The sequence below is a fragment of the Proteus vulgaris genome (genome assembly GCF_033708015.1).
GTDB lineage: Bacteria > Pseudomonadota > Gammaproteobacteria > Enterobacterales > Enterobacteriaceae > Proteus.
Genome location: NZ_CP137920.1, coordinates 1,679,675 through 1,702,466, shown reverse-complemented (window position 1 = coordinate 1,702,466; position 22,792 = coordinate 1,679,675). Strand labels below are relative to the sequence as shown.

Genomic DNA, 22,792 nt, shown 5'->3' with positions numbered 1-22,792 from the left:
ATTACCAAAAAAACAATGTAACGCATTGAAATATATAGATATAAACATCACTACAAAGCTTGATTTTTAAATTTTTTCTTTATTGACTTTTTCTTTATAAAACAAGATATTCAAATTAAGATCATATGAAAAATTATATTCCACCATTAAAAATTTTAGAAAAAAAACTCTACCCTATATGAATAAATATCTAAAAAATAATATTTATCTTTAAGTAAATAAAAAACACCTATTATTCATTATCATACTTTATTTATTAAAACCTCTCTTTTATATTTATATACATTTATTTTTTCTAACAACCGTTTTTTTCACTTTTTTCATATAAAAAAATACATAACTCTCAAAAAATAAAAATAATTTCAAATTTTGTGCAGTTTTTCATTTTGACTGATAAGATGAGTAGGTAACTCATATTTGTATGCACAAAAAATTAATATTAAAGCCCTAATCATAATAAAAGGTTAATTAGGAGCCACTATGACAAAAACAGTGTTAGTACCCGTTGATTTTACAGAGCTTGGTTTATTGGACAAGGTTGTGTCTCATCTAAAAGCATTGTCTGTCGCTGACAAATTGAATATTCATTTTTTATCAGTCATTCCAAGTTATGAGTCTTTTGTCGGATTTGCATTCGCAGGCCAAGATAGACTAGCAAGTGACAAACAACGTATTGAAATTGCATTATCTACACTAAAAGAAAATCTATCGCACATTGATATTTCTAATAGTACAACTCAATTTTATGTTTCTATCGGTAATCCTCGCGATAAAATTTTAGAAACGGCAAAAAAAATTCAAGCTGAGCTGATTGTCATTGGTTCTCGTAATCCTGGGATGAAAACTTATCTCCTAGGTTCTACCGCATCTTCGGTAGTCAGTTACGCAGAATCATCGGTATTAGTCGTGCGTTAATCACTCACTTTCTACTTTCATAAGAAATCTGGTATTCGTTATAAGCCAGATTTCTTATCCTTTTCACCATAAAATCCACTCAAAATAATATTTTATTTTATAATTCTTGTTTTTAAGAGTAATGCTTAAATATATATTCTTAAGCAATAAGATTATTATTAAAAACTGAACACATATATTCATCGCTATACTTTCTATATAATTCTCAACATTAATTATTTCTTAATAAATTTATATTGTTCATAATGTTAAATTATGTAAAAATACTTTTCCTATCAAGACTAAATTTAATCAGCAGGGTAAAAGGAATTAAAATGAATAAAGAACTTTCTGAAAAATGGCAAACACGTTTTTCATTTTTTGATAAATATGGTTCACCTAAAACACCAGAATTTAAAGCCGCTTATAAAGCGCTCCCCTTTGGTAAACGTATTCTTATTGGAATGAATATTTGGGCATTTTTCTTTGGTTTTATTTACTTTCTTATCTTAGGTTTATGGCGTAAAGCATTAACATTATTTGCTATTAACATTGTTATTTTTACTATTCTTGGTTTTTTACCTGTAAACAATGGTGTCATCAATGTAGTAGGTATTGCAATTAACATTTTATGGGCGATAACAGCCAACTATGCATACTACTTAAAAGAAACCAAAAATGATCAAAGTTGGAACCCGTTTGAAGGTGTTCTGTAATCATAAAGGGGCTAACGCCCCTTTTATTTTCTCTTATTCTTTCCTTTATTAATAACGTCATATCCCCTTTCCTTATTTCATCGTAATGCTATCCATTACTCTATTTAACTATTTTTATCTAATTGACTAAAATAGAAGATAGTGAAATAACACTAAAAATTCGTTCTTATCCCAGAAAGACACCTTGTTAATGCTATAATTCATTAACGCTAAATTGGGGAAAACGTATGTCTGAACACTTTCAAGGTAAATTTGAAGCTGAATTAAAATATCACCTTCAAAACCCACAAATTTTTATTACTGAATTAAAAAAAGCAGGCGCTACATTATTTACGCCCGAGAATAAAGAAACTGATTGGTATATGGAGCATAATAATACTGAGTTTTCAGCTCCAACGATCAGTTTATGTATAAGAAAAATGCAACCCGCGGGAATAAACCTCCTTATCGTCAAAGGTCCTGATTTATCACAGTGTGAAGCTGTTCGTATCGAAGATGCAGAAAAAACGGTCTCTATGTTTATGACGCTTGGCTACCATTGTATTCTCAACTACACAAAATCAAGAGAAATCTATTTTCTAGATGAGTTTCATATCACTATTGATAAATTAGATAAGTTAGGCTCATTTGCTGAGTTTGCTATCATGACAGATGATCAAAGCAAACTCTTGTCCTACGCTGACCAACTAAGGCATTTAGCCACAAAATTTGGGTTTACAGAAAAAGATCTTGAGAAAAATAACTATAAAACACTCATGTTAAACAAGCTAAAATCATAAAAAATTTATTCAGCAAACACCTCTGCAAAAAATAATTAAAAATTTCTCATCTAAGCATCAATATTTGATCAATAGATATTGATGCTTTGTCGTTTCAAACTCTTTTTTATTTTATTCATTAAGAATAAAAAATGAGGTTTAAAATAGAAAACGTGTTTAAATGACATATTTATTACATTTATTCAATAATTTTATTTTCCTTATCTTAAATAAACCTCACGCTTAGTCAAAAAATGTCATTCAGATCTAATTTTAAAGATATTTTTAAAATACCACTTATATTAATGTACTGTTTTTACTAGAATTAATAAAAAATATATTAATAGGAGGGGTTATGATTGAAAATTACCTTAATATCTTTATTAAGGCAACTTTTATTGAGAATATGGCTTTAAGTTTCTTTTTAGGAATGTGTACTTTTCTTGCTGTTTCTAAAGAAGTAAAAACCTCATTAAAACTAGGTATTACTGTTACAGTTTTACTTATTATTGCTACACCTATCAATAACTTAATCTATCATTTTATCCTAAAAAAAGACGCAATAGTTGAAGGTATTGATCTTAGTTTTCTGCGATATATTACTTTTATTGGCGTTTTAGCCGCATTAGTTCAAATTTTAGAAATGTTTTTAGATAAATTTATCCCTTCACTTTATCATTCATTAGGGATCTTTTTACCCTTATTGACTATTCATTGCGCTATCTTTGGTGCCACTATTTTTATGGTTGAACGTGATTACACATTTAGTGAATCAGTGATATATGGTGCAGGATGTGGCATAGGGTGGTTACTTGCGATTATCGCCCTTTCCGGTTTACGTGAAAAAATGAAATATTCAGACATTCCAAAAGGATTAAAAGGGTTAGGGATCACATTTATTACAGTAGGGTTAATGTCGCTTGGTTTTATGTCATTCTCTGGTATTTCACTTTAACGATTTGTTTTATCCTTAATCTTATGTGAAATTTTCATACATCATTATTGATGTAATTTTTATTTATAAACGTAAGGTTTATAACCCTTACGTTTATAGTGATTTCATCTAATTTCTTATTTTTCTTTACTGCAATCTTTTTATTTCCTTCCTATTCATAACGTTAGATTCTCTTATTTATCCTATTTAATAACCAAAAAATAATTTAATTTATTGCTGTTTTAATCATTATTACTTTTTTATTTTATAAATAGAAACAGTTACACTATTTAACTCTAACGGTTTAAAAACCAACGAAACAACCACATAAAATTAATAATAAATCAACAGGTTAAGTATCACCTACTAAGTTAGTATCTTTTATATCATTTTTATTTTTTATCTTTGCCTTTTAATATTTAAGAAAAATTAATTAAAAATCAAAGTGTTACAAAACAAACAAATACATTTGATAAATTTATTAATTAGAACAATAAATAAGCATAAAGAATATTTATAAAATGCCGATACTATTTTTTAGTATTTGAAAAAATCAAAAGGATATATGGCATTAAATCAAAGAGTGAGCTAAAAACATATTTTCATTTGTTTTTTAATTCTTTGTCTATACCAGTTACAGGAAGTAAAAATAAAACTTAAAAATCAATAAATTACACAGTTATATTTTTATGAAAAGGAAATAACATTACATGTTTAAGAACTTCAAACAACGTTATTTGCCAAACGTCTCTTTTAATATGTCGAGTTTAAAAACAACTACTTTAGTTTGGCTTATTACTGGCTCTTTAATCTTACTTCTTGGGTTAGCTTGTGTTTTATTCCTCTCTTCCGTTAATGATTACAAGAGAAATTTAAACACACTAAATACTATCTATCATGAACAATCACTACTAAATAACACATGGGAAAATCTACTACAAACACGGAATACCCTAAATAGAGCCAGCTCTCGTCACTTATTAATCATTAATAAAATGGCTACTGCAAATACTGACATCTCTTCATTATTACAACAAACCAAAGAAAAACTTCAACACGTTGAAAATGGATGGAAAGACTTCAAAAATTTTTCTCATCATGTTGAAGATCAAAGTTATATACAACAATTAGAGCAAAAATATACTGAGCTTAATGCAGCACTTATTGAATTTTTAGCCTTCCTAGAACAAGGCAAAACATACGAGTATTTAAATCAACCGACACAAACTTACCAAGACAATTTTGAGCAAGCCTATACAAACTATCATCAACAGTTAGAAACTTATTACACAGCTTCATTAGGTGAAGGTGAATTACTGTACGATAAAATTATTTACAGCTTGATCGTCATTTCAATATTAATTGTTGTTTTTTCTTTCTTAGTTCAAGTTGTATTACGAAAAAACTTTATTTCACCTTTAAACGCTATAATGAAAAATATCGAAGATATTAGTAACGGAGAATTAGCGACTGATGTTACTACAAAAGGTTTATTTGAAATAAATATTCTCACAGCGAATATTCAAAAAATGCGTGACCAGATAAAACGGATCGTCAATAACATCAATCACAGCTCGGGCCTAATTAATTCGGAATTGAGCGATATTGCTGTGATGAACAATAATCTTGCTATTCGTGTTGAACAACAATCAGCAGCTGTACTCGAAACCTCAGCGGGGATACGACAATTAAGTGTTACATCCAAACAACATGCAGAAAATACACAAGCATCCTGTGAGTTAGTCACAAAAACAGATACGATGATCCATCAAAGCAATGAAATGCTCGCTAACGTTGTTGAGAATATGCATGAAGTTGTCACATTCTCTGAACAAATTAACGATATTACCTCTACGATCGACAATATTGCCTTCCAAACAAATCTATTGGCTTTAAATGCCGCCGTAGAAGCAGCAAGGGTGGGTGAACACGGAAAAGGCTTTGCGGTTGTCGCTAAAGAAGTAAGAGAATTATCGATTAGCTGTAATTTGGCATCAAAAGAGATAAAAGTCCTTGTCGCTAATTCAAGTAAAAAAATAAATCAGTGTTTTCAGCTAGCCGCTGACGCAAACGATAATATGGTAGATATTTCTAAGCATACTGAAAATATTAATGAAATGATCCACGATATTTCTATTTCTACAAATGAACAGAGTAATGGTATTGCCCAAATTGAAGATGCAATAAATCAATTAGATCAAACAACACAAGCTAACTCAACCATGACTCGAGAATTAGTCAGTTCATTAGATTCTTTGCAAACACAATCAGATAGACTAAAACAAGAATTAACGGTTTTTCATCAGTAAGTGTTAAATCCCCCCGCATCATAAAAGCTATCTTAATCTTAGGATAGCTTTTTCTTATTACTGATTTAAACCAACATTAAAAATGGCTAAATTCAGGGATCTCTTTTTTGCCGTGTGATTTTAGAAAATCTAACACCCTTCTTGGGGTTACATTTAATATACGCTCTTGTGGAAAGTCTATTTGAGCTAATACGTCTAATACTCGATCAAAATTTCCTAATGAAGAGGCTATGTGTGAGTCAGAGCCTAGCGCAATAAGTCCTCCAGCATCACGTACTGCTTTCGCTATGTCTATGCAGTTTTTCTCACTCCCTACTCTAGAATGAATAAATGATGAATTATTCATTTCTAAAGCAACGTTATAAGCTGCAGCCGCTTTTGCAACTTCAGCAATTTCTATTGGGTATTTCGGATTACCTGGATGCGTAATCATTTGAACACAACCACTTGCTATTGTTGCTATTAATGCTTTTGTATTATCAACAATGCCTAATGAGCTCATTACTGGATCATGAAAACCAGCAAGTACAATATCTAATTTCTTGCTCATTTTCTCACTACAATCTGTTTCACCTTTAATATTTTTAATGTTCGCTTCTATACCATAAAGTATGCCAACACCATCAATAATACGGGGGATCACGGGTAAATTAGAAAAATGCCATTCATGAGGCCCATCATCCATATCTGGACCATGGTCTGTAATTGCAAACAATTGAATTCCCTGCTTTTTAGCTTGTTGGAAATATTCACTAACTGTACTGTAAGCATGTGTACTAGCAATAGTATGAGCATGTAAATCAACAGGATACATAAATAACTCCTTTCTAAAACACCTTATGAACATCGATAAGATGGTTTTCTTAAATATAAGATCTACCCAACATTAATTATCAATTCCAGTAAAAATACGTAACAATCAACAAGCAATATGCTATTTACCTCACTCTGTCTTACATTAGCAAGAAATGAAGATAAATTTTGATAAATATGCTTTAATCTTTAATATACTATTTAATATCAAATAGATAAATAAAGTTTCACTTTGATACTATACACAGGAATTTTGAGAACACACTATATTGTGTAATTTCATTTTCATTAAATCTCGTTTTCAACTTTATAAAAGGTTATTTATGTTCAACTATCCAGCCGTCGCTCATTTTGATGAAGAAAGTGAAACTTACGAAATTACCTACCGTGATTTTGATAATATACACGCTGTTGCTTATACCAAAGATGATATTGAACTAGAAGCCTCTGATATTTTACATGTAGGTCTTGAAGAATTTATTGCGAGCAAACAGCCTATTCCAGCGCCATCTAAAGCACAACCTGGTGATTTTATTGTCTACTTACCGCTTATTAGCTGTTTAAAAATTGCGTTACATAATGCAATGTTAGAAACAAAGACAAAAAAATCTGATCTTGCAAGAAAGATGAATTTAACAAGTGCACAAATAGAGCGTTTACTTGAAATTAATCAAACCTCAAAAGTAGATAGTCTAGAGCAAGCTCTTTATTTATTAGGCTATGCTATTTCTGTCAGCGTCAATAAAGATATTAAACAATAATAGTTAAAATCAAAATGGCTCTAAAACGATTAGAGCCATTCGTACCTGAGTTATCTACAATAAGTATTCAGGATAATCAAAGTTTTTTACTTGCTAAGAATTTCGCATGGTTGGTATAAATAGCAATGATATCTTCACCACGCCCTACTAATCCAGCAACCTGATTTACCATATCCAGATGATCTTCAGCATAATTATCTTTAATCAGCTTACCTAATCGCATACTTGTACGACCTACCAAGCCATCATTTTCACGCTCAGTAAAAAATGCACTTAAGACACGCATTGCTGCATGAGTAGGATCCAGTAAATTACCTTTTTCACCAGCAATCAAACCTTGGATATAACTACCAAATGAATAATAGCGAACGCCATTTACGACTTCTTTACCTTCGCCACCACGAACATCTGGTAACCCTTGTGGGTACTTTTTATTAAACGCGGTTACATTTTCAGTTGTTAGCGCTTCTAATGCCGCAATGGCATCTTGTGGATTGCCACGATTGCCTGAAAATGTAGAGATAATCGTACCAATAGCTTTCATTACTGCATCAACAATATATTCTGGCACACTATCCTTGCGCATAATACGTCGTACTAAATCGGCGATCTCTGAACCATGGTTTACACCATTAATCGAGGTAATAGAAGCCACGCTCTTAGCATGTTTTGCAGCAACATAACGGCAAGCTAATGGGCCTTGGCTATGACCGATTAAATTTACTTTTTTCGCTTTCGTTTCTTTGAGAACTTTTTGCACAAATTCCCAAAGTTGTTCACCACGAACTTCGTTAGAATTAAATGCAGAAAGAGATGCGGTGAAAACTTTATGGCCATCCTTTTCTAAGGCATCAGCGATACCATAAAAATAAGGATAACCGACGATATCATCAAAACCAGATAAACCATGAACTAAAATAATTGGATATGTAGTTGACATATTTTCCACTCCTTGGGTTTAAATTAATCTATTTAATTTGCTAAACATCCTATTAGCAATACTTAAAACAATATCTAGAATAAAAATTTAAAATAAAATCATTGAAGTATAAAAATTATCCTAAACATTATACTTTGATACCTTAATTGTTCTAAGTGTTATTAGCATAATCTCTATTTTACGATCGTAAAGCATTATTTTAACCAATATTCAATTTACACTAGAAAGAATCAACATACCTTCAATTATACCTTCTGCTTTTTTCAATTTTTTACCAATATATGTATCTGAACACTGGTCATATTTTGCAAGTTGAGCAAATGTTTTACCAAAAACATAATAATTAATAAGCAATTGATAATCTTCCTTATTGTGCACCATTAGTCTTACCATTAACTCATTGATAATGTTGACATTAAAATGGGTCCGTTTTTTTCTTAACTTTATACGTTCTGGAATAAAATCTTTATTATTATTTAACTGACTAAACGCATTTTGATCATTAGCTACCCATGAGCCCCATTCTTCTAAAATTTTTGAAATATTTTCCATATTAACATCCTTGTTCTTCATAAAATAATAATCGTGCTCTACAATTAATTAATAATATCCATTAACATTTAATGAATATTAATATAGCAATCAACGTGCAATTTACAACCTAGATTTATAAAGATATTAATTTGTTGATAGAAATGGAAAATAAAAAAGACGATTAGCCACTTTAATTAAAAATTAAATAATTTTGAAATTATAAAAAGTATTTTATCTTAAAATGGCTATAAATATAAAAGAGTAGCAATTATGGTAATACTTCTTCAGGACGTAAAGTGAGCACTTCATATCCTGTTGCTGTTACTAAAATAGTATGTTCTGATTGAGCAGATAATTTTTTATCTCTTGTCACAACCGTCCAACCATCTTTTTTGGTTTTTATTTTTGCGCCACCTTGATTTATCATTGGCTCAATCGTAAAAGTCATCCCTTCTTTTAACTCAACCCCTTGCCCTTTAATACCATAATGTAGTACTTGTGGCGCTTCATGCATTTCTCTTCCTATTCCATGCCCACAGTATTCTCTTACTACACTATATCCATGACTTTGTGCAAAGCTTTGGATCGCATGGCCAATATCGCCTAATGTTGCACCTGGCTTTACTTCCTTAATACCTTCCCACATTGCTTGATATGTTGTTTTGGCTAATTTGCGCGCAATAGGAGATGCCTCTGGCATAATATACATTTTACTAGAATCAGCAATGAATCCGTTTTTTTCTAATGTAATATCAACATTAATAATATCTTTGCTTTTAAGGCGCTCATCTGCTTTTGGTACACCATGACAAACAACTTCATTGATAGATGTATTTAGCACATATTCATAACCATATTGACCTTTACTTGCAGGTCTTGCTTGAAGTTCATTGACAATAAAATCATCAACTTTATCGTTAATCTCTAGTGTAGAAACACCTGGTACAATAAAATCATCAAGCATTGTAAAAACTTTCGCTAATAAACGCCCTGATTCACGCATTAATTCAATTTCATCAGCCGTTTTAATCGTTATTTTATCCACTTTTCTTTCCTCTTATTCTACTTCTTGCTTGATGGCTTCTTTTTCCAGCATCTCATTGATAATCATTGGAAACGTTTTATCTGGGTTTAATTCTGCTTGAATACCAATTTTTATCCAAAACTCTGCCTGAGCATTAACAGAGCGTGACATCACATTACTTGCTTTTCGCAAGTACTCATGTAATTCATCAGAAATTTTTACAATACCCACGCCAATCCTTATATATAAATCATTATAAAACATATACGTTCTATAATAGAATCAAACTCTATTTCTTTCAATTGTTATTAGATGCGGTCATAGACATAAAATGCCTAAATAAGAAAAATGGGAGGTAATAACACTCAAAATGATAAAAGAAATACGGGTGTAATTGGTATTGCACTTTTTGAATCAGAAGACGGCAAACAAAAAACAATAAAATATGTCGTTATTGACTAAATCCTTTCTCAATAACCTCTACACACCAGCGTCTTGTGTCCCTTCTGACTTATCCATTAATTTTCCGCGACTAAAACAACGTAAGTTATTACGCTATTTTTTGATTAAGTAAAATAAAGCTACTTAAGAGTTATATTAGCATTTAATGCTTGTGTACTTTTTCTAGGTCTATTTTTTATAGTATATTTAATGTCTAACAGCACTATTACTCCCCCCTAATATCATCACTATTCTCTTTATTAATTATCCAAAATCATAGGAGCTATTATGCCTGTAAAATCACATCGAGTTATATTAACTGGAGGTCCTGGTTCTGGGAAAACCACACTAATAAATGAACTTAAAAATAGAGGTTATTCCTGTTCTTTAGAAGCAGGAAGAGCCATTATTCAAGATCAAAATATTATTGAAGGAAATGCATTACCGTGGGTCGATCCTAACGCTTTTGCACAAGCAATGCTAATTTGGGAGTTACGATCATGGCATGAAGCAAGCAACAACAAAATACTTTATTTCTATGATCGAGGTCTCCCTGATATTGCAGGATATTTACTACTATGTGGTTTAACTATTCCTAATCACCTTGATAAGGCAATAACCTTATTTCGTTATTCCACAAATGTGTTTATCGCGCCACCATGGCCTGAGATTTATACCCAAGATCAAGAAAGAAAACAGACAGAAAAAGAAGCAGAAGAAACTTATTTAGCTATGATAGCTATTTATAAAAAATATAATTATAAGTTAATAGAGCTACCTAAAATTGGGATCACCGATAGAGTTAACTTTATTATTAATAAAATTTAAAAAATAATTATCAGCCAGTATTAATTACTGGCATAGATAATAGTGTTAATTTTTAATAAGAGGCCATAATCTGTAAATCAGGTTTTTCTCCTCGCATAATAGCTCGCTGTTGTTCATGAACAGCTTCATTAATTGCGTTTTGCTCTCCTTGTGTTCGAGTATTTTTACCACATACTAATGTAGAACACACTGGACTACCTATTTTATGGCTTCCTGAATTACCCATACTAAAAGTAACGTTATCAGTAGCACAGCCCAGTAATAGAAAAGAACATAATAAGGCGATTGCTATACGCATAATTTTTCCATATAAAATTAAATTTTAAATTGATATTAAAGTATTAATAGGCATCAAAAGTATAATGAGGCTTTTGTTTCCATTTGAATTCAACTGTCTGTTTTTCTTCATTCCAAATAGGCTCAGGAACAGGCATAGTAAAACTTATTTTTTGAATAGGCTTTAATGTTGAATGATTATTTAAATACTGATCGTTTACTGATGGTTTTACCTCATTTAAACCAACTTTAAAAACTTGGTTAAGTCTTTGTTTTTCTTCTTTCACTTCCATTTCAAAGCGAGATTGCTTTCCTAACATAAAAACCAAGTTATTATTAACTGCGTGACTATCAGGAGTGAGATTATTGGTGTGTGTTTCAATTAATTTAGTCTGAGTTGCTTTATTCGTGGTACATCCAGAGATTATAAATACAGAAAATAATAAAAAGTAATACATAAATTAAATATCAATAAGAAATAGGAATGAACAATTATTCCATAAAATCGATTCACCAACAAAATAAATTTTTACATTTATATAAAAATAAAAAAATACACTCGTAAAATGACAATGATAAATTGTTTCAACTATAAATAAGCAAAAAACACAGAATAAAAAAACACCCTAACACAAATAACAAGGTCATATGAAAACTATTGTCACTGAGTATATAGTAACTGGCTATATTAAAATATAGTTATATGGAAATAAAAATGACATCAATAAGATGCCTGCTATTAATAAATCTTGCACTATTATTCCGCCATCAATATACACTCTATTTAATCATCTAAACCATTAGGTTATAAATGATAATATTTATTTTTAATACATTTTCTTAGTAAGAGAATGTAATATTAAATAAATAAAACCAAATACAAACATCAAGAATAAAAAAGAAAATAATAATTAACAACCTGTCAATTATAAATTAGATTAAATAATAATATAAAAGAGGATTTATCTTTAAGCGAAAAAGCCTTATAAATTTAATCATTATAAGGCGTATTGCAACAAAAAAATTTATTGACCTGTTGACATTTTTTTCATTTGTTCTAAAGAATCTAAAGCTTGCTTGCAAGTACTTTCCTGAACATCTTTAGGTAATGCTGCAAATTGTTCTTTAGCTTGAGCATATTGCGCTTTCATCGCTTCTGCTTGAGCTTTCGTTGCATCATTTTTTGCCATTAACTCAACATAAGAGTCAGTTTCTTTAAAATAGTCTTCACATGCTTTAGATAAATCAGCAGAAAAAGCAATAGAAGAAATTGATAATAAACCCAATGCTAAAATAAGTTTTTTCATAAATATCCTTTAAGTATTGTTGACCATTAGAAAATAATTTCTCTTATTTTTATTGAAAAAGAATCATCTCAAAAAAATAATAAAATAGGGATAAGCATTATCTTAATTAATAAAATACAATAACGATCACCACAGCAAAAAATGAAAAACCATCCTTTTTAGGTGGATGGTTTCTGCTTCTTTATGTGTTTATAGTGTCATTATTTTTTATTACTTACTCTTCTTCTGGTGGGTTTTTAAGGATCTGATGAATTTGTTCTTTCAATTTTAATTTTTGTTTTTTTAGCTCAACAACTTCTTCGCCATATCCTCTCCTATCCTTATGCTCTAATCTAACAATTTTATGGTCAAGTTCGTTATGTTGGTTAAAAAGATCACGAAAATGGGGATCAGTCTGGCGAAGTTTTGAAATTAAATCACGATATTCTGGAAACATAAATAGCTACCTTCCTTATTAATTGTGAATTAAATGCTCTTATAATATTTACCTAAACTGATTAACCTGTCATTATTTTTATGTTAAAAATAAGATCAATATCAATCAATATTTTTATATTTTTGTAATGACTTAATATTTTTATATTCTAAATATTATTAATAAATTCAACGCATAAGGTCATATAAAAATGTAAATCTACTTAGTCTATAATGATAAAATAAATACTTATTTATCTTTTCAAACCAAACAGTTGCATTCCTATCTTTACCAATAATAAATTGATATCCTCCAGGTAGATAAAACTAAAAATAAGTAAATCTACAAAACTCTGGCATTGCAGGGAAGAACAAAAAAACATCAATTTGTCTTAAAACTAGACGAAGTAAAGCCTAAAAGCACTTTTTAGTATGAAAAAAGCATTTATTGTTAATTTATAAAATGAAAATTCACTACATTTATACTGATCTCTAATAGTTTTTTATACCCATCTATTCGAGTCACTAAGCCCAATGCCGCCACATTGGGCTTTTTTATTAGTCTTATTAGTATCCATATGTATTATCTTAAAGTTTAATGTACATAAACTCTAATCCATTATTACTGTTTCTATTTCTATTCAATTTTATAGTATGAATAATAAAATAATGATGCCGACTCAATTCCCTATTGTCGGCATTAGTCACTATTTATTAGATGAAATATCTTTTTCTTGTAATTTAGAAAGTGCCAATTCTTTCATCCAATCTGCAAGTAGTGGTGCTGTCTTTATTGAATCCAATAATGCACGCTCTTTTTTTGTTAAGCGAATAACTATAACTTCTGTTTTCATTGTAGACATAATAATTCCCCATTTTTAAAAGAGAAAATATTGGCACAAAACAGTAACAGAACGGTCTGACTTACACTGTTTTACAAAATCATCAGTTAAAGATGATTAGCAATGCATTACCGATAGAGTATTTTCGATATAAAAAGAAAAAAGGTCACCGGAGTGACCTTTATACGAATGCTAAATAATTATCAATAAAGCGAATGCCAATTAGCCCGCTTTGCAATCACTCAAGACGGGTATATCTTTACCTTCAACTAACTCGGCATTATCACCTTTAGTGTAAAGCTTGTAGGTGTAATTTTTATTCATCGCCTCATAATTTGCACCAGAGGCCATTTTCATAATCTTCATTGGGATCATTTCATCCATTTGATTAATGATCGCATAGCTATCTTTGGCTGTATTTATATAGATAACGTCCATTACTTTATTATTTTCACATACATAAGAAATTTTCGTTATCTCATCAGCATTATCTGCCATAACAAAACTAGAAGACAAAATACCTACTGCAAGAAAAATATTTTTAAATAAAAATTTCATATAGTCTCCTAAATATCATTAAGTTAGCGTTTATGGAGTATTATTTTACTCTTCTTTAATTTAAAAAAATCCACCTGAAATTCTAATGGGATTTATCCAATTTATAAAATTAGATTTTAATCAATTAATTGCCTATTATTGACCCCATACAGCGATTATTATGGCAACTAGCAAACCCTGCTATCGCTTTATTTGAATAATATTCGGGCAAATTTGAGATCTGTCCAGCATTGGGTTGAATATATAATCTAAAACTTTACCTGTTGTGTAGTGATAATGCGCTTGATGAAAGAAAGACTCATAAGAAGCCCAATCGGACTTGCTAGATACTGCACAGGCAGCAGTATCCTAACCACTAGTAGGTTTTGTTGGTATTTCATTTTAAGTAAAGTAAGTGAAAGCGATAATAAAGACAACGATGGTTGCAATAAAAACTAGTGATATACCAACCACTATATCAAGTAATGTACTAGATATTTTTTCTATTTTATCTAGTTCAGCATCATCGCTTAGCTTTTTGTTTTCTTTTTGATTACCAAACATATATAAATTTCAATTAAAATTACATTTAATCTAAATATTTTAGTTAGTTAAGAGAATTATTCAACTTAAATTAAATTATTGAGATATGCAAACATTCAATGGCTACTACTAACTATTATCATCCCCTCACCACTGAGCAACAAAAAATAACTCATCAACGCCTTAATTTTACTGCAATACTGCTAATAAATAACATCGTTATATCAATAATGTCATTACTGCTTGCACTTATTAGAGGCCAATGATTTGTGATATTTGAGATGAACGTTCGCACATTGCTTAAGAAAAAACGAGAACCACTTGATAAATAGAACGAAAAGATCTCGCGCTTAAAGAACCAACGTGAAAAAAGCCGTTAAGCCAGCCATTCCGTAGGTCACATCCGTTAATTTTCTCATGCACATATCCTCATTTATGGTAGATCTGGATTTAATCAATAGAAAACCCCCGTTACAGTAATCGAAAGTTGAACTCATAGAACTAATACTTATTCAAAATAAGTTAAAACTATTTCTTAATTAATTCTAATGAATCCATTTCAAATAAGCATATCAATGCGGTACAATGAGCTAATTTCTATATAGAGCGTCCATATGAAACAGCAAATCAAGCCTGAATCAAATACCCAACCATATTGGCCTACTTTGAAGCTCATATTGAGTTCTTTTATTGTTTTTAATTTCTACTTAAATTTAGCTGATAAAAATAAAGTCTGGCTTCTTATTGATATTTTCAATTTAACATTGATTCCTATGTTCGTATTTATTGTTGCATTCGTAACGAAGAATACTACATGGAAGTCATTGAAGCTTAGTTTACTTCCATCTTTTATAATTTACTTAACATTTCAAACGGTTGATGCAATTCCACTCTATTTTTCAGACCAATTAAGTTTAAAGCTTTATATTTTGGAGCCTCAAAATGGAGTATGGTTTTTTTTGGCCATTCCGGTTTGGCAAGCTTTTTTTTTATTATTACCACCAAAATTAAAATTTAATAATTTAATACTATTTTTCATTTTGATAGCATCATTAATCCTTTCTTATTTAACAAATAATCATTTAATGAATTTATCAAAATTCTTCTCTATTATTATCTATTTTCCATTTTTTATAATGGCTTATTTCATTAATAATGAAAAAATATCCTTACTTAGAAAAAAATCCTTCTTAATGATTTTAATCACCACAACTTTAGCTATATCCGTGCTCTATCATGAGGAAAGCATTAATAGAGTAATTATAAACTTCACTAATGCCACTTTTTTATCATCTTTTTTTGTTATTTATATTTTAAAATTCTTTATCAGTATAGTGTTAGGTTCTAGCATTATTTATTTTGCTTTATCCACTGATAAGTATGCTAAAGTATCAAACAATGCTTTAGGTATTTATTTAATCCATCCTATTATTTGTTTTATTTTCTTACAAACCTTAACTTATTTTCATGTGGAATATAGTTTATTAGTAATAATATTACTAACACTATCAACCATTAGTATTTGTCTTTTATTAACTTTAAATTCAACTATTCGCTGGTTTATTGAACCTAAATTGAATTTCAATAAGTTAATACGTTAGAAGTACTGAACATCATACTTTTCCCTCTTGAAATTAACTACATTGGTACTATTTACCAATGTAGTTAATCGTAATTTCATTATAGTCATTAAATGATGTAACTTAATACCTAGTATTTAAATATTAAATTTATAGCTTATATTTATTCAAGCATGTGTTTAAAAATTTTAAGCATGACAGGTAATTTAATATAACCTTCTTTATCAAGAAAATGTCCAGCATCATTTTCAATGATAATTTTGGTTTGTAATTTATTTGCTAAATATTGGGATGATTTAGGGCTTACAACCCAATCATTGGATGATATTAATGAAACTCTTTTATCTGATATTTTAATTAATTTACTATAATTCAGATCCTGATAAATATGAGAATTTAACTCAGGTAAAGTTTTTTGCTCACTATTAAAACCAGCGACTAAAATATATCCACCTATTTTTATATTTTCAGAAGCCCGTTCAGAAAGAAAACGCAATAAAGTTATACATCCCAGGCTATGCCCAACAAGAATAGTATCTTTATCAAGTATTATGTTTTCATCAGCTAGTTTTTGCTGCCATTCACTAGGACTAGGATGATTAGATTCAGGCATCATTGGTATACTGATATCACATCGTGACTGCTCCCCACTGTAATCGGCGAGGCTTCCCACTTCTCAGACCGCAACCCTCTGTACGACGGATTTACGCGGGTCTCCATGGGCTGAAACGACGAGTCCCGCCGCGTGTAATTCCAATATGCCCTTGTGTCGGATATTGATTGCCGCATTGATATCTCGGTCATGTTCAACTCCACATTCAGGGCATTGCCAGATACGCTTATGTAGTGGCATTTCTGACATTTTATGACCGCAACAATGACAGGTTTTCGAACTGGCAAACCATTGATCCAGTTTTACCAGATGGACGCCTTTTTCTGCGGCTTTATATTCCAGCTTTGTGATAAAACCATGCCAGCCTGCATCACCGATAGCGCGAGCCAGACAGTGGTTTTTCATCATATTCGCCGATTTCAGTGTCTCTACAATTACCGCTTGGTTTTCGTCAACAATTGCACGAGAGAGTTTGTGTTGAAAATCAGCACGGGCATTGGCTACCCGTTCGTGTACACCTGCAAGCTGTATTCGGGCTTTACGGCGATTAGCACTCCCTTTTTGCTTGCGAGATAAGGCTTTTTGTTTTCGACGTAGGTGACGGCTGGCATTGATAAGGTGGCGCGGATTAGCAATCTTATTGCCGTCTGATTTGATGGCGTAATGACTCAGCCCCACATCAAGCCCCGTGATATTTGATATCAATGTTGGCTTTGCCGGTGCTTCTACCCCGTCATCACAGAGTAGTGACGCATAGTATTTTCCGGTTGCGCTGCGACTCAGTGTGATACTTTTCAGCGCCCCCGTAATTTCACGATGTAAACGCGCTTCAATCGGTGCGATTTTCGGGATTTTTATCGCGCCATCAATGACTTTGATCCCGACACAATGATAGCTAGATTGTCTGCCATGCTTACTTTTAAACGTGGGAAAACGGGCTTTTAGTTTCGGATTAAAAAAGTTGGAGAAAGCCACGTCAAGGTTAATCACCGCCTGCTGCAATGCAATAGAATCATATTCTTTAAGCCACCCATATCTGCGGGATTTTTTCGCCACGGCAAGCAGCGGTTTAAGGTCTTTACGCGGGTTTAAATTTACGCCGTGCCGCTGGTAAGCGTCTTTCTTGATGTGCAGCGCTTTGTTGTACGCAAAACGAACCGCACCGAACTGAGCGTTGAGATATTCAGCCTGTTCTGGTGTAGGGTAGATGCGTACTTTTGTTGCTCTTAACATCATCAGCGCTCATTGATATAATGTTTTTATTTTAACATGTTAGGGAAACATATCAATTGAGTAATCATAATGATTTACTGGCGGAATTCCTCAGAAAGCGGCACAGTGTCAGTAAACTGGTCGTGCATCTGATCTTTACGACAAAGTATCGACGTAAGCTATTTGACGGACAGATGCTCGCTCAACTGCGTGATGCATTTGACTCCGCTGCGGCAAAACTTGAATGCGAAATTATTGAGATGGACGGAGAGCCTGACCATGTGCATCTGCTGGTTGCTTACCCGCCAAAACTGGCGGTCAGTGTGATGGTCAACAATCTGAAATCAGTATCGTCGCGCCTGCTGCGCCAGCAAAACACACATTTACGGACGCAAAGTAAAACGGGACTTTTGTGGTCAAGGTCGTACTTTGTCTGTAGCACCGGAGGGGCAACGATTGAAACACTCAGAGCCTACGTTCAGAGCCAGTCAACGCTTGATTGATCTTTAAAGCCCTGCGGCCTTTTCGCCTTATACCCCCGCCCGCACTGGGCGAGGGTTTACGGCGTTTTTCGCTAACGAACCAAGCTCTTCTTTCAGCCATGGAAACCAGTTATCCTTTGGAGATGCAATATAACCATGAACAATAACAACTCTTTTGCCTTTCACTCATCCTCCTTGTTAGACATATATTATTGGAATAATAAGTTGTATAAGATAAAGAAAATCCCACTCAAACGAGCATTTGATAAAATTTAGAGTGATAAATAATAAATTACCAGCTATTTGATGATGGTAAGGTAATTACAGATCAAATGCAATAAAACACTGTTTTTATAACCAGTTATTTTGTAACTTTATAAAATAGAATTTCTGTACTATTTTCCTCACTAAAGTAGTCGCTGATTAACCCTTATATAACGGCTTCCAATTTCTACGCCATATTCTTTCATTAAGTTCTCGAAGTAAACAAAGTGTCCGAGTTTAGTTAAAAGAATACAGACACACAGTTATTGTGTGAATGTGAGGTGTTGTGATTGATTTTGTGGTCGCAGAGGCGAAAAAAGACCGCCTAAACGATCTTTTTATATCAATATAATGGGATTAGTTAGAATGGCTACAATCATTGACAGTATAATAAATAACCATGTCTTTTATATATTGATTATCACTTGAATTATCGATAATTTCCCCTGTACTTAAGTTAATTCGATGCGTTGGCTCTTTAGAACACAAAATGACGAGTCTCATCGATTCTGGAGTTACCGTAGTCAGTTGTGAGAAGAAATGGGAAATGACTAAAATATTTCCTTTTTCATCGCAAGGTAATTCAGAAAATTTAACGGACCAACCAGCAGCAAACTCATTTCTAATGGAAAGTGGACCACTCTGACCTTTAATATCTATTGATGTATGTAACAAGAACGTTCCATCATCGTTGAACACTTTACCGCTATCCGTATTTTTATAACCTACTGCAATATTTCGAGGAATATTATTTAAACTAAAATGACGACTACCCAATACGGGATAAAAACCTGAATCTGACATTGTATTTTCTCCTATAATTAAAAGTACTGTTTAAATATACAGTATTTTTAATTTATTAATCTAAGAACTGTCCTAATAGTAAAGGATCTTCGTCACGCTTCCCCTCTAAAAAATAACGTTTATTATTAATAAATTAGATTGGTATATATTGGTAATTTATTGTTTTTACACATACTCATTAAAGCCCTGTGGTAGCCCAAATTCACAGCGTTCTTTTTAATCTACACATTCCTACTTTATATAATCTTGTAGCCCCCAATATCTAAATTTTTTATCTTTGACCAACATGAGATTGTAGATAGCAAAAAACCCGCAAAGCGAGGTTTTGTATATTCAACTATTTAATGCTTAAGTTAGCCGCTTCAGTCCAACCCATATGGCGTAACATTATATAAACTCGTTATTACTAACTATTTGTTTATTAAGGCATATTCACTCTTAATAGACTTAAAAGACAGTGTGTATGCAAAACATTAGCGGGTGGGATAAAGATTAGTTCTGAGTTAAGGGATATGGTACAAAACCACAAAAGGCCAGGAGTTTCCCAGAAACATGATGATAGATATGATTATTTAAGGGAAAAACGAGAAACACTTGACGTATGGTGTAAAAAACTATCGTCGCTAAAAGATAAGTAGTATTTATATATCGCTAGCATAACCAAAATTAAGAAGCTATATTATATATAGTTTCTTAAATCTAAGGATTTATGTATATGAAAAGGATTTTGTTTGTATTGGGTTTATTGGTTGGAGTGAGTGGAATTCTTCTATATCAATGGCTTAAACCAATAGATGATGACCCTTATTTTTTCTTATCACCTAAAATAGCCGAAGGGCACCCTATTAATATCCCCATAAAACTGTATAAAAAAGGGGACTCTATTAACTTTGTTTTTTGGAAAACTCCAATCCCATCACCTAAATTATTATATTTATTCCCTGTATCACCTCCGTCATCTCATATAATTTTGAATATAGAAGAAAATCCAAATAAAAATCTTAATTTTTCTAAATTTGAAATATTCAATGGAAAAGGACCAATAAAAAACATCGGTAACTCTGCGATATTTAAAGTAAATTTATATAAAGTGAATAATGATATGTCTGAATCATTAATTTTAGATTATATACACAGAAATAATAGTGTTCGTAGAGCCGATGCCTTTTCTATAGCATCAGTCCCACCAGAATATGGCCAATATAGATTAGAAGTCACTGTTCTTGGCGATTGGCCTGAATTAAAAATAGATGGATTAACCTATTTTATCACTATAAAAACCTATGTTAATAACTAACTTTTTTACTAGGGTACATAATTTAAAGGATAAAGAAAAATTCTATGTCTAAATTAAGACCGAATATTTTTGGTAAGGCTATAGCCATAAATGGAGATAAAACAACAACGGGTGCTACTTGTATTGCTACCATTCAAAATGTAAGTTGTCATCAAAAAATGGCGCTTAGAGTAGGAGATCCTACCACTATTTGTCCTAAATGTGGGCAAGCTGGAAAAATTGCTACAGGCGAAAATAGAATCAATAATCATGGAAAAGTACAGGCTGTTGAGGGTTCAATTGTTCAGTGTGGGTGTCCTTTAGGTTCTAACGTTGTAATTACCGATATTCCATATTCAAGTCCTAAAGTATTTAGTTCACAAGTTAATAATGACATTTTATCTACATCACAAACTATCAATGGTTCTAGTGAGCAATATATCCCTGTTATGGTAAATGAAGACGATAATAGAATTAGAATAGATGCTCAGCATTTAATTGACTGTGCTAATGAACTTTGTGAAAAACACTTATATTACTCTGAAATAAAAAATGAATTTAAACAAGATATTGAATCTTTTTCATATGGAATAGTTAAGAAAGTTGAATCTGGTCAGATAACCTATGAACAAGGTTCGGCTGAAATAAAAAAAGAAGAGAAAAGTTTAACTGATCAATCAATTGATTGGATAATTAATGGTCTTTCTATTCTAGGCGGTTTAGGGATGACCATAGGAGGGATTGGTCTATGTTATACAGGGTTAGGGTGCTTAATTGGAGCTCCACTTATTGCTCATGGTCTCAATGGTATCTATGAAGGAGGTATAGGATTTTATGAAGGAAATAGTGAGGTGCAAGGTCCGTTGAGAGAAGGATATAAGGCAACAGCTAAAGCTCTTGGTTTTGATGAGTCAGTCGGAAACTTAGCTTATGACTTGGTTGATTTAGGGATTTCAGTTCAGGGTAAATTAAAATTAGTACCTAAGTTATCTAAAGTTTATGATGAAAGAAAAATAAAACCGATGGCTTTATTTTATTATGGTAGAAAAGATTTAGATTATGCATTTAAGCAAGCAAATAAATTTTTTCTTAATCTTGAGATTGCTAGTGATGCTATTAATTTATTAAAAATTAAAGAAGATTTAAAGAATGCTTTTGTATTTGATAAAGAGTCAGGGAATTTAATGTTAAGTCTTTCTGAACCGGAAAAAATTACCAACATAGAATATATTGTTGAACATTGTGAGACAGTTATCCTAGTTACAGGTGATCCAAACTCTCCCCCTTATTATTACCGATGTTTAGATAAGAATGGAAATCCCTATAAGGTAAGTGTTGATGGTATACTTATGGATGAACAAAAATGAAAATATATATTTTTTTTATTTTAACTGTAATTAATGTTATTGTTTTTCTAAAAATGAATAATAAAAAAAATAAAAATATTAAGTATAGAATTAGCATCTTATATTTTTATTTAATGTTTTTTATCTGTGGTGATGTACTTCTTTCCATAAAATATGGAGAATTGCCAGCTAATTTATTATTAATAATATTTACATTATTGGTAATAATTGCTAATGCAATTTTCTTAACAGTAAAGGAATAATGATTATAAAACTGATGCACATAAGACCCATTATGTTAAACGGGTGAGTTAGTTAATCAGTACAGCCCGTTTAACAACAAT

Annotated in this window: 28 protein-coding genes; 12 read left to right on the top strand and 16 right to left on the bottom strand. The window is 31.4% G+C overall.

The window, feature by feature from the left end; all coding sequences use genetic code 11:
- Window positions 1-480 precede the first annotated feature (480 nt).
- The 5 genes from SB028_RS08150 to SB028_RS08130 all read left to right on the top strand — a co-directional run bounded on the left by SB028_RS08150 (window position 481) and on the right by SB028_RS08130 (window position 5,611).
- The gene (locus SB028_RS08150; RefSeq protein WP_069369375.1) at window positions 481-915 is read left to right on the top strand and encodes a universal stress protein; all 435 of its coding nucleotides are present in this window, start codon (window positions 481-483) and stop codon (window positions 913-915) included.
- A gap of 314 nt (window positions 916-1,229) precedes the next feature.
- Window positions 1,230-1,610 (top strand): DUF2628 domain-containing protein, encoded by a 381-nt coding sequence (locus tag SB028_RS08145; protein WP_069369376.1) that lies wholly within the window; start codon window positions 1,230-1,232, stop codon window positions 1,608-1,610.
- A 227-nt stretch (window positions 1,611-1,837) separates the two neighbouring features.
- On the top strand, window positions 1,838-2,389 hold the full coding sequence (locus tag SB028_RS08140) for a class IV adenylate cyclase (RefSeq protein WP_069369377.1): 552 nt from the start codon (window positions 1,838-1,840) through the stop codon (window positions 2,387-2,389).
- Window positions 2,390-2,723: 334 nt separating this feature from the next.
- A complete protein-coding gene (nqrE, locus tag SB028_RS08135) occupies window positions 2,724-3,323 on the top strand; it encodes an NADH:ubiquinone reductase (Na(+)-transporting) subunit E (protein ID WP_139152008.1) in 600 nt (199 codons plus the stop codon).
- 689 nt (window positions 3,324-4,012) lie between these two features.
- Window positions 4,013-5,611: a methyl-accepting chemotaxis protein gene (locus tag SB028_RS08130; RefSeq protein WP_069369378.1), complete on the top strand. Its 1,599-nt coding sequence runs from the start codon at window positions 4,013-4,015 to the stop codon at window positions 5,609-5,611.
- 76 nt (window positions 5,612-5,687) lie between these two features.
- Here SB028_RS08130 and SB028_RS08125 read toward each other — a convergent pair whose 3' ends face one another.
- A complete protein-coding gene (locus SB028_RS08125; RefSeq protein WP_069369379.1) occupies window positions 5,688-6,425 on the bottom strand; it encodes a phosphatase in 738 nt (245 codons plus the stop codon).
- A 322-nt stretch (window positions 6,426-6,747) separates the two neighbouring features.
- Here SB028_RS08125 and SB028_RS08120 point away from each other — a divergent pair, with 322 nt between their 5' ends.
- Window positions 6,748-7,185, top strand: a complete 438-nt coding sequence (locus SB028_RS08120) for a hypothetical protein (protein ID WP_069369380.1) — start codon at window positions 6,748-6,750, stop codon at window positions 7,183-7,185.
- Window positions 7,186-7,261: 76 nt separating this feature from the next.
- Here SB028_RS08120 and SB028_RS08115 read toward each other — a convergent pair whose 3' ends face one another.
- From SB028_RS08115 to SB028_RS08100, 4 genes are all read right to left on the bottom strand, one after another.
- Window positions 7,262-8,125, bottom strand: a complete 864-nt coding sequence (locus SB028_RS08115) for a lipase family alpha/beta hydrolase (protein ID WP_069369381.1) — start codon at window positions 8,123-8,125, stop codon at window positions 7,262-7,264.
- A gap of 210 nt (window positions 8,126-8,335) precedes the next feature.
- The gene (locus SB028_RS08110; RefSeq protein ID WP_069369382.1) at window positions 8,336-8,677 is read right to left on the bottom strand and encodes an antiterminator Q family protein; all 342 of its coding nucleotides are present in this window, start codon (window positions 8,675-8,677) and stop codon (window positions 8,336-8,338) included.
- A 250-nt stretch (window positions 8,678-8,927) separates the two neighbouring features.
- Window positions 8,928-9,704, bottom strand: a complete 777-nt coding sequence (map, locus tag SB028_RS08105) for a type I methionyl aminopeptidase (RefSeq protein WP_074454103.1) — start codon at window positions 9,702-9,704, stop codon at window positions 8,928-8,930.
- Between the two features lie 12 nt (window positions 9,705-9,716).
- On the bottom strand, window positions 9,717-9,914 hold the full coding sequence (locus tag SB028_RS08100) for a ParD-like family protein (RefSeq protein WP_036913277.1): 198 nt from the start codon (window positions 9,912-9,914) through the stop codon (window positions 9,717-9,719).
- Window positions 9,915-10,412: 498 nt separating this feature from the next.
- Here SB028_RS08100 and SB028_RS08095 point away from each other — a divergent pair, with 498 nt between their 5' ends.
- Window positions 10,413-10,952, top strand: a complete 540-nt coding sequence (locus tag SB028_RS08095) for an AAA family ATPase (RefSeq protein ID WP_069369383.1) — start codon at window positions 10,413-10,415, stop codon at window positions 10,950-10,952.
- Between the two features lie 52 nt (window positions 10,953-11,004).
- Here SB028_RS08095 and SB028_RS08090 read toward each other — a convergent pair whose 3' ends face one another.
- The 7 genes from SB028_RS08090 to SB028_RS08060 form a co-directional block, all read right to left on the bottom strand.
- Entirely contained in the window at window positions 11,005-11,250 is a 246-nt protein-coding gene (locus SB028_RS08090; RefSeq protein ID WP_069369384.1) for a hypothetical protein, read from the bottom strand.
- Window positions 11,251-11,293: 43 nt separating this feature from the next.
- Window positions 11,294-11,686 (bottom strand): hypothetical protein, encoded by a 393-nt coding sequence (locus tag SB028_RS08085; protein ID WP_069369385.1) that lies wholly within the window; start codon window positions 11,684-11,686, stop codon window positions 11,294-11,296.
- 567 nt (window positions 11,687-12,253) lie between these two features.
- Complete coding sequence (locus SB028_RS08080; protein ID WP_069369386.1) at window positions 12,254-12,535, bottom strand: DUF5339 domain-containing protein; 282 nt, start codon at window positions 12,533-12,535, stop codon at window positions 12,254-12,256.
- 214 nt (window positions 12,536-12,749) lie between these two features.
- Window positions 12,750-12,971 carry a DUF465 domain-containing protein gene (locus SB028_RS08075; RefSeq protein WP_069369387.1) on the bottom strand — a complete coding sequence of 74 codons (222 nt, stop codon included), beginning with the start codon at window positions 12,969-12,971 and terminating at the stop codon, window positions 12,750-12,752.
- A 685-nt stretch (window positions 12,972-13,656) separates the two neighbouring features.
- The gene (locus SB028_RS08070; protein ID WP_171729949.1) at window positions 13,657-13,812 is read right to left on the bottom strand and encodes a hypothetical protein; all 156 of its coding nucleotides are present in this window, start codon (window positions 13,810-13,812) and stop codon (window positions 13,657-13,659) included.
- Between the two features lie 201 nt (window positions 13,813-14,013).
- The gene (locus SB028_RS08065; protein WP_069369388.1) at window positions 14,014-14,349 is read right to left on the bottom strand and encodes a c-type lysozyme inhibitor; all 336 of its coding nucleotides are present in this window, start codon (window positions 14,347-14,349) and stop codon (window positions 14,014-14,016) included.
- A gap of 381 nt (window positions 14,350-14,730) precedes the next feature.
- On the bottom strand, window positions 14,731-14,892 hold the full coding sequence (locus SB028_RS08060; protein WP_171729950.1) for a hypothetical protein: 162 nt from the start codon (window positions 14,890-14,892) through the stop codon (window positions 14,731-14,733).
- 593 nt (window positions 14,893-15,485) lie between these two features.
- On the opposite strand from SB028_RS08060, the gene SB028_RS08055 reads away from it, so the two are divergent.
- Window positions 15,486-16,472: an acetyltransferase gene (locus SB028_RS08055; RefSeq protein WP_069369389.1), complete on the top strand. Its 987-nt coding sequence runs from the start codon at window positions 15,486-15,488 to the stop codon at window positions 16,470-16,472.
- Between the two features lie 142 nt (window positions 16,473-16,614).
- On the opposite strand, the gene SB028_RS08050 is transcribed toward SB028_RS08055, so the two are convergent.
- Window positions 16,615-17,067 (bottom strand): RBBP9/YdeN family alpha/beta hydrolase, encoded by a 453-nt coding sequence (locus SB028_RS08050; protein ID WP_286139084.1) that lies wholly within the window; start codon window positions 17,065-17,067, stop codon window positions 16,615-16,617.
- 60 nt (window positions 17,068-17,127) lie between these two features.
- On the bottom strand, window positions 17,128-18,297 hold the full coding sequence (locus SB028_RS08045; RefSeq protein ID WP_318860131.1) for an RNA-guided endonuclease TnpB family protein: 1,170 nt from the start codon (window positions 18,295-18,297) through the stop codon (window positions 17,128-17,130).
- A 56-nt stretch (window positions 18,298-18,353) separates the two neighbouring features.
- Between SB028_RS08045 and tnpA the strand changes: the two genes are divergently transcribed.
- On the top strand, window positions 18,354-18,779 hold the full coding sequence (gene tnpA / locus SB028_RS08040; protein ID WP_318860114.1) for an IS200/IS605 family transposase: 426 nt from the start codon (window positions 18,354-18,356) through the stop codon (window positions 18,777-18,779).
- 27 nt (window positions 18,780-18,806) lie between these two features.
- On the opposite strand, the gene SB028_RS08035 is transcribed toward tnpA, so the two are convergent.
- Both SB028_RS08035 and SB028_RS08030 read right to left on the bottom strand, forming a co-directional pair.
- Entirely contained in the window at window positions 18,807-18,944 is a 138-nt protein-coding gene (locus SB028_RS08035; RefSeq protein WP_413242931.1) for a hypothetical protein, read from the bottom strand.
- 435 nt (window positions 18,945-19,379) lie between these two features.
- Complete coding sequence (locus SB028_RS08030) at window positions 19,380-19,826, bottom strand: hypothetical protein (protein ID WP_318860113.1); 447 nt, start codon at window positions 19,824-19,826, stop codon at window positions 19,380-19,382.
- Window positions 19,827-20,541: 715 nt separating this feature from the next.
- Here SB028_RS08030 and SB028_RS08025 point away from each other — a divergent pair.
- From SB028_RS08025 to SB028_RS08015, 3 genes are read left to right on the top strand one after another with little or no spacing between them, the layout of a single operon-like run.
- Window positions 20,542-21,123 carry a hypothetical protein gene (locus SB028_RS08025; protein WP_069368437.1) on the top strand — a complete coding sequence of 194 codons (582 nt, stop codon included), beginning with the start codon at window positions 20,542-20,544 and terminating at the stop codon, window positions 21,121-21,123.
- A gap of 44 nt (window positions 21,124-21,167) precedes the next feature.
- Window positions 21,168-22,469 (top strand): DUF4225 domain-containing protein, encoded by a 1,302-nt coding sequence (locus SB028_RS08020; RefSeq protein ID WP_074454086.1) that lies wholly within the window; start codon window positions 21,168-21,170, stop codon window positions 22,467-22,469.
- Window positions 22,466-22,711, top strand: a complete 246-nt coding sequence (locus SB028_RS08015; RefSeq protein ID WP_069368436.1) for a hypothetical protein — start codon at window positions 22,466-22,468, stop codon at window positions 22,709-22,711. The genes SB028_RS08020 and SB028_RS08015 overlap by 4 nt, the downstream gene beginning before the upstream one ends.
- Window positions 22,712-22,792: the final 81 nt, after the last annotated feature.

Bases quoted from the DNA above. Each gene is read 5' to 3' on its own strand.
- SB028_RS08020 (WP_074454086.1), top strand. From the start codon at position 21,168: ATGTCTAAATTAAGACCGAATATTTTTGGTAAGGCTATAGCCATAAAT.
- SB028_RS08055 (WP_069369389.1), top strand. From the start codon at position 15,486: ATGAAACAGCAAATCAAGCCTGAATCAAATACCCAACCATATTGGCCT.
- SB028_RS08025 (WP_069368437.1), top strand. From the start codon at position 20,542: ATGAAAAGGATTTTGTTTGTATTGGGTTTATTGGTTGGAGTGAGTGGA.
- SB028_RS08090 (WP_069369384.1), bottom strand. From the start codon at position 11,250: ATGCGTATAGCAATCGCCTTATTATGTTCTTTTCTATTACTGGGCTGT.
- SB028_RS08140 (WP_069369377.1), top strand. From the start codon at position 1,838: ATGTCTGAACACTTTCAAGGTAAATTTGAAGCTGAATTAAAATATCAC.
- nqrE (WP_139152008.1), top strand. From the start codon at position 2,724: ATGATTGAAAATTACCTTAATATCTTTATTAAGGCAACTTTTATTGAG.
- SB028_RS08145 (WP_069369376.1), top strand. From the start codon at position 1,230: ATGAATAAAGAACTTTCTGAAAAATGGCAAACACGTTTTTCATTTTTT.
- SB028_RS08150 (WP_069369375.1), top strand. From the start codon at position 481: ATGACAAAAACAGTGTTAGTACCCGTTGATTTTACAGAGCTTGGTTTA.
- SB028_RS08045 (WP_318860131.1), bottom strand. From the start codon at position 18,297: ATGTTAAGAGCAACAAAAGTACGCATCTACCCTACACCAGAACAGGCT.
- SB028_RS08115 (WP_069369381.1), bottom strand. From the start codon at position 8,125: ATGTCAACTACATATCCAATTATTTTAGTTCATGGTTTATCTGGTTTT.
- SB028_RS08015 (WP_069368436.1), top strand. From the start codon at position 22,466: ATGAAAATATATATTTTTTTTATTTTAACTGTAATTAATGTTATTGTT.
- SB028_RS08110 (WP_069369382.1), bottom strand. From the start codon at position 8,677: ATGGAAAATATTTCAAAAATTTTAGAAGAATGGGGCTCATGGGTAGCT.
- SB028_RS08075 (WP_069369387.1), bottom strand. From the start codon at position 12,971: ATGTTTCCAGAATATCGTGATTTAATTTCAAAACTTCGCCAGACTGAT.
- SB028_RS08065 (WP_069369388.1), bottom strand. From the start codon at position 14,349: ATGAAATTTTTATTTAAAAATATTTTTCTTGCAGTAGGTATTTTGTCT.
- SB028_RS08125 (WP_069369379.1), bottom strand. From the start codon at position 6,425: ATGTATCCTGTTGATTTACATGCTCATACTATTGCTAGTACACATGCT.
- SB028_RS08050 (WP_286139084.1), bottom strand. From the start codon at position 17,067: ATGATGCCTGAATCTAATCATCCTAGTCCTAGTGAATGGCAGCAAAAA.
- SB028_RS08070 (WP_171729949.1), bottom strand. From the start codon at position 13,812: ATGTCTACAATGAAAACAGAAGTTATAGTTATTCGCTTAACAAAAAAA.
- SB028_RS08060 (WP_171729950.1), bottom strand. From the start codon at position 14,892: ATGTTTGGTAATCAAAAAGAAAACAAAAAGCTAAGCGATGATGCTGAA.
- SB028_RS08120 (WP_069369380.1), top strand. From the start codon at position 6,748: ATGTTCAACTATCCAGCCGTCGCTCATTTTGATGAAGAAAGTGAAACT.
- SB028_RS08030 (WP_318860113.1), bottom strand. From the start codon at position 19,826: ATGTCAGATTCAGGTTTTTATCCCGTATTGGGTAGTCGTCATTTTAGT.
- SB028_RS08080 (WP_069369386.1), bottom strand. From the start codon at position 12,535: ATGAAAAAACTTATTTTAGCATTGGGTTTATTATCAATTTCTTCTATT.
- SB028_RS08130 (WP_069369378.1), top strand. From the start codon at position 4,013: ATGTTTAAGAACTTCAAACAACGTTATTTGCCAAACGTCTCTTTTAAT.
- SB028_RS08085 (WP_069369385.1), bottom strand. From the start codon at position 11,686: ATGTATTACTTTTTATTATTTTCTGTATTTATAATCTCTGGATGTACC.
- SB028_RS08095 (WP_069369383.1), top strand. From the start codon at position 10,413: ATGCCTGTAAAATCACATCGAGTTATATTAACTGGAGGTCCTGGTTCT.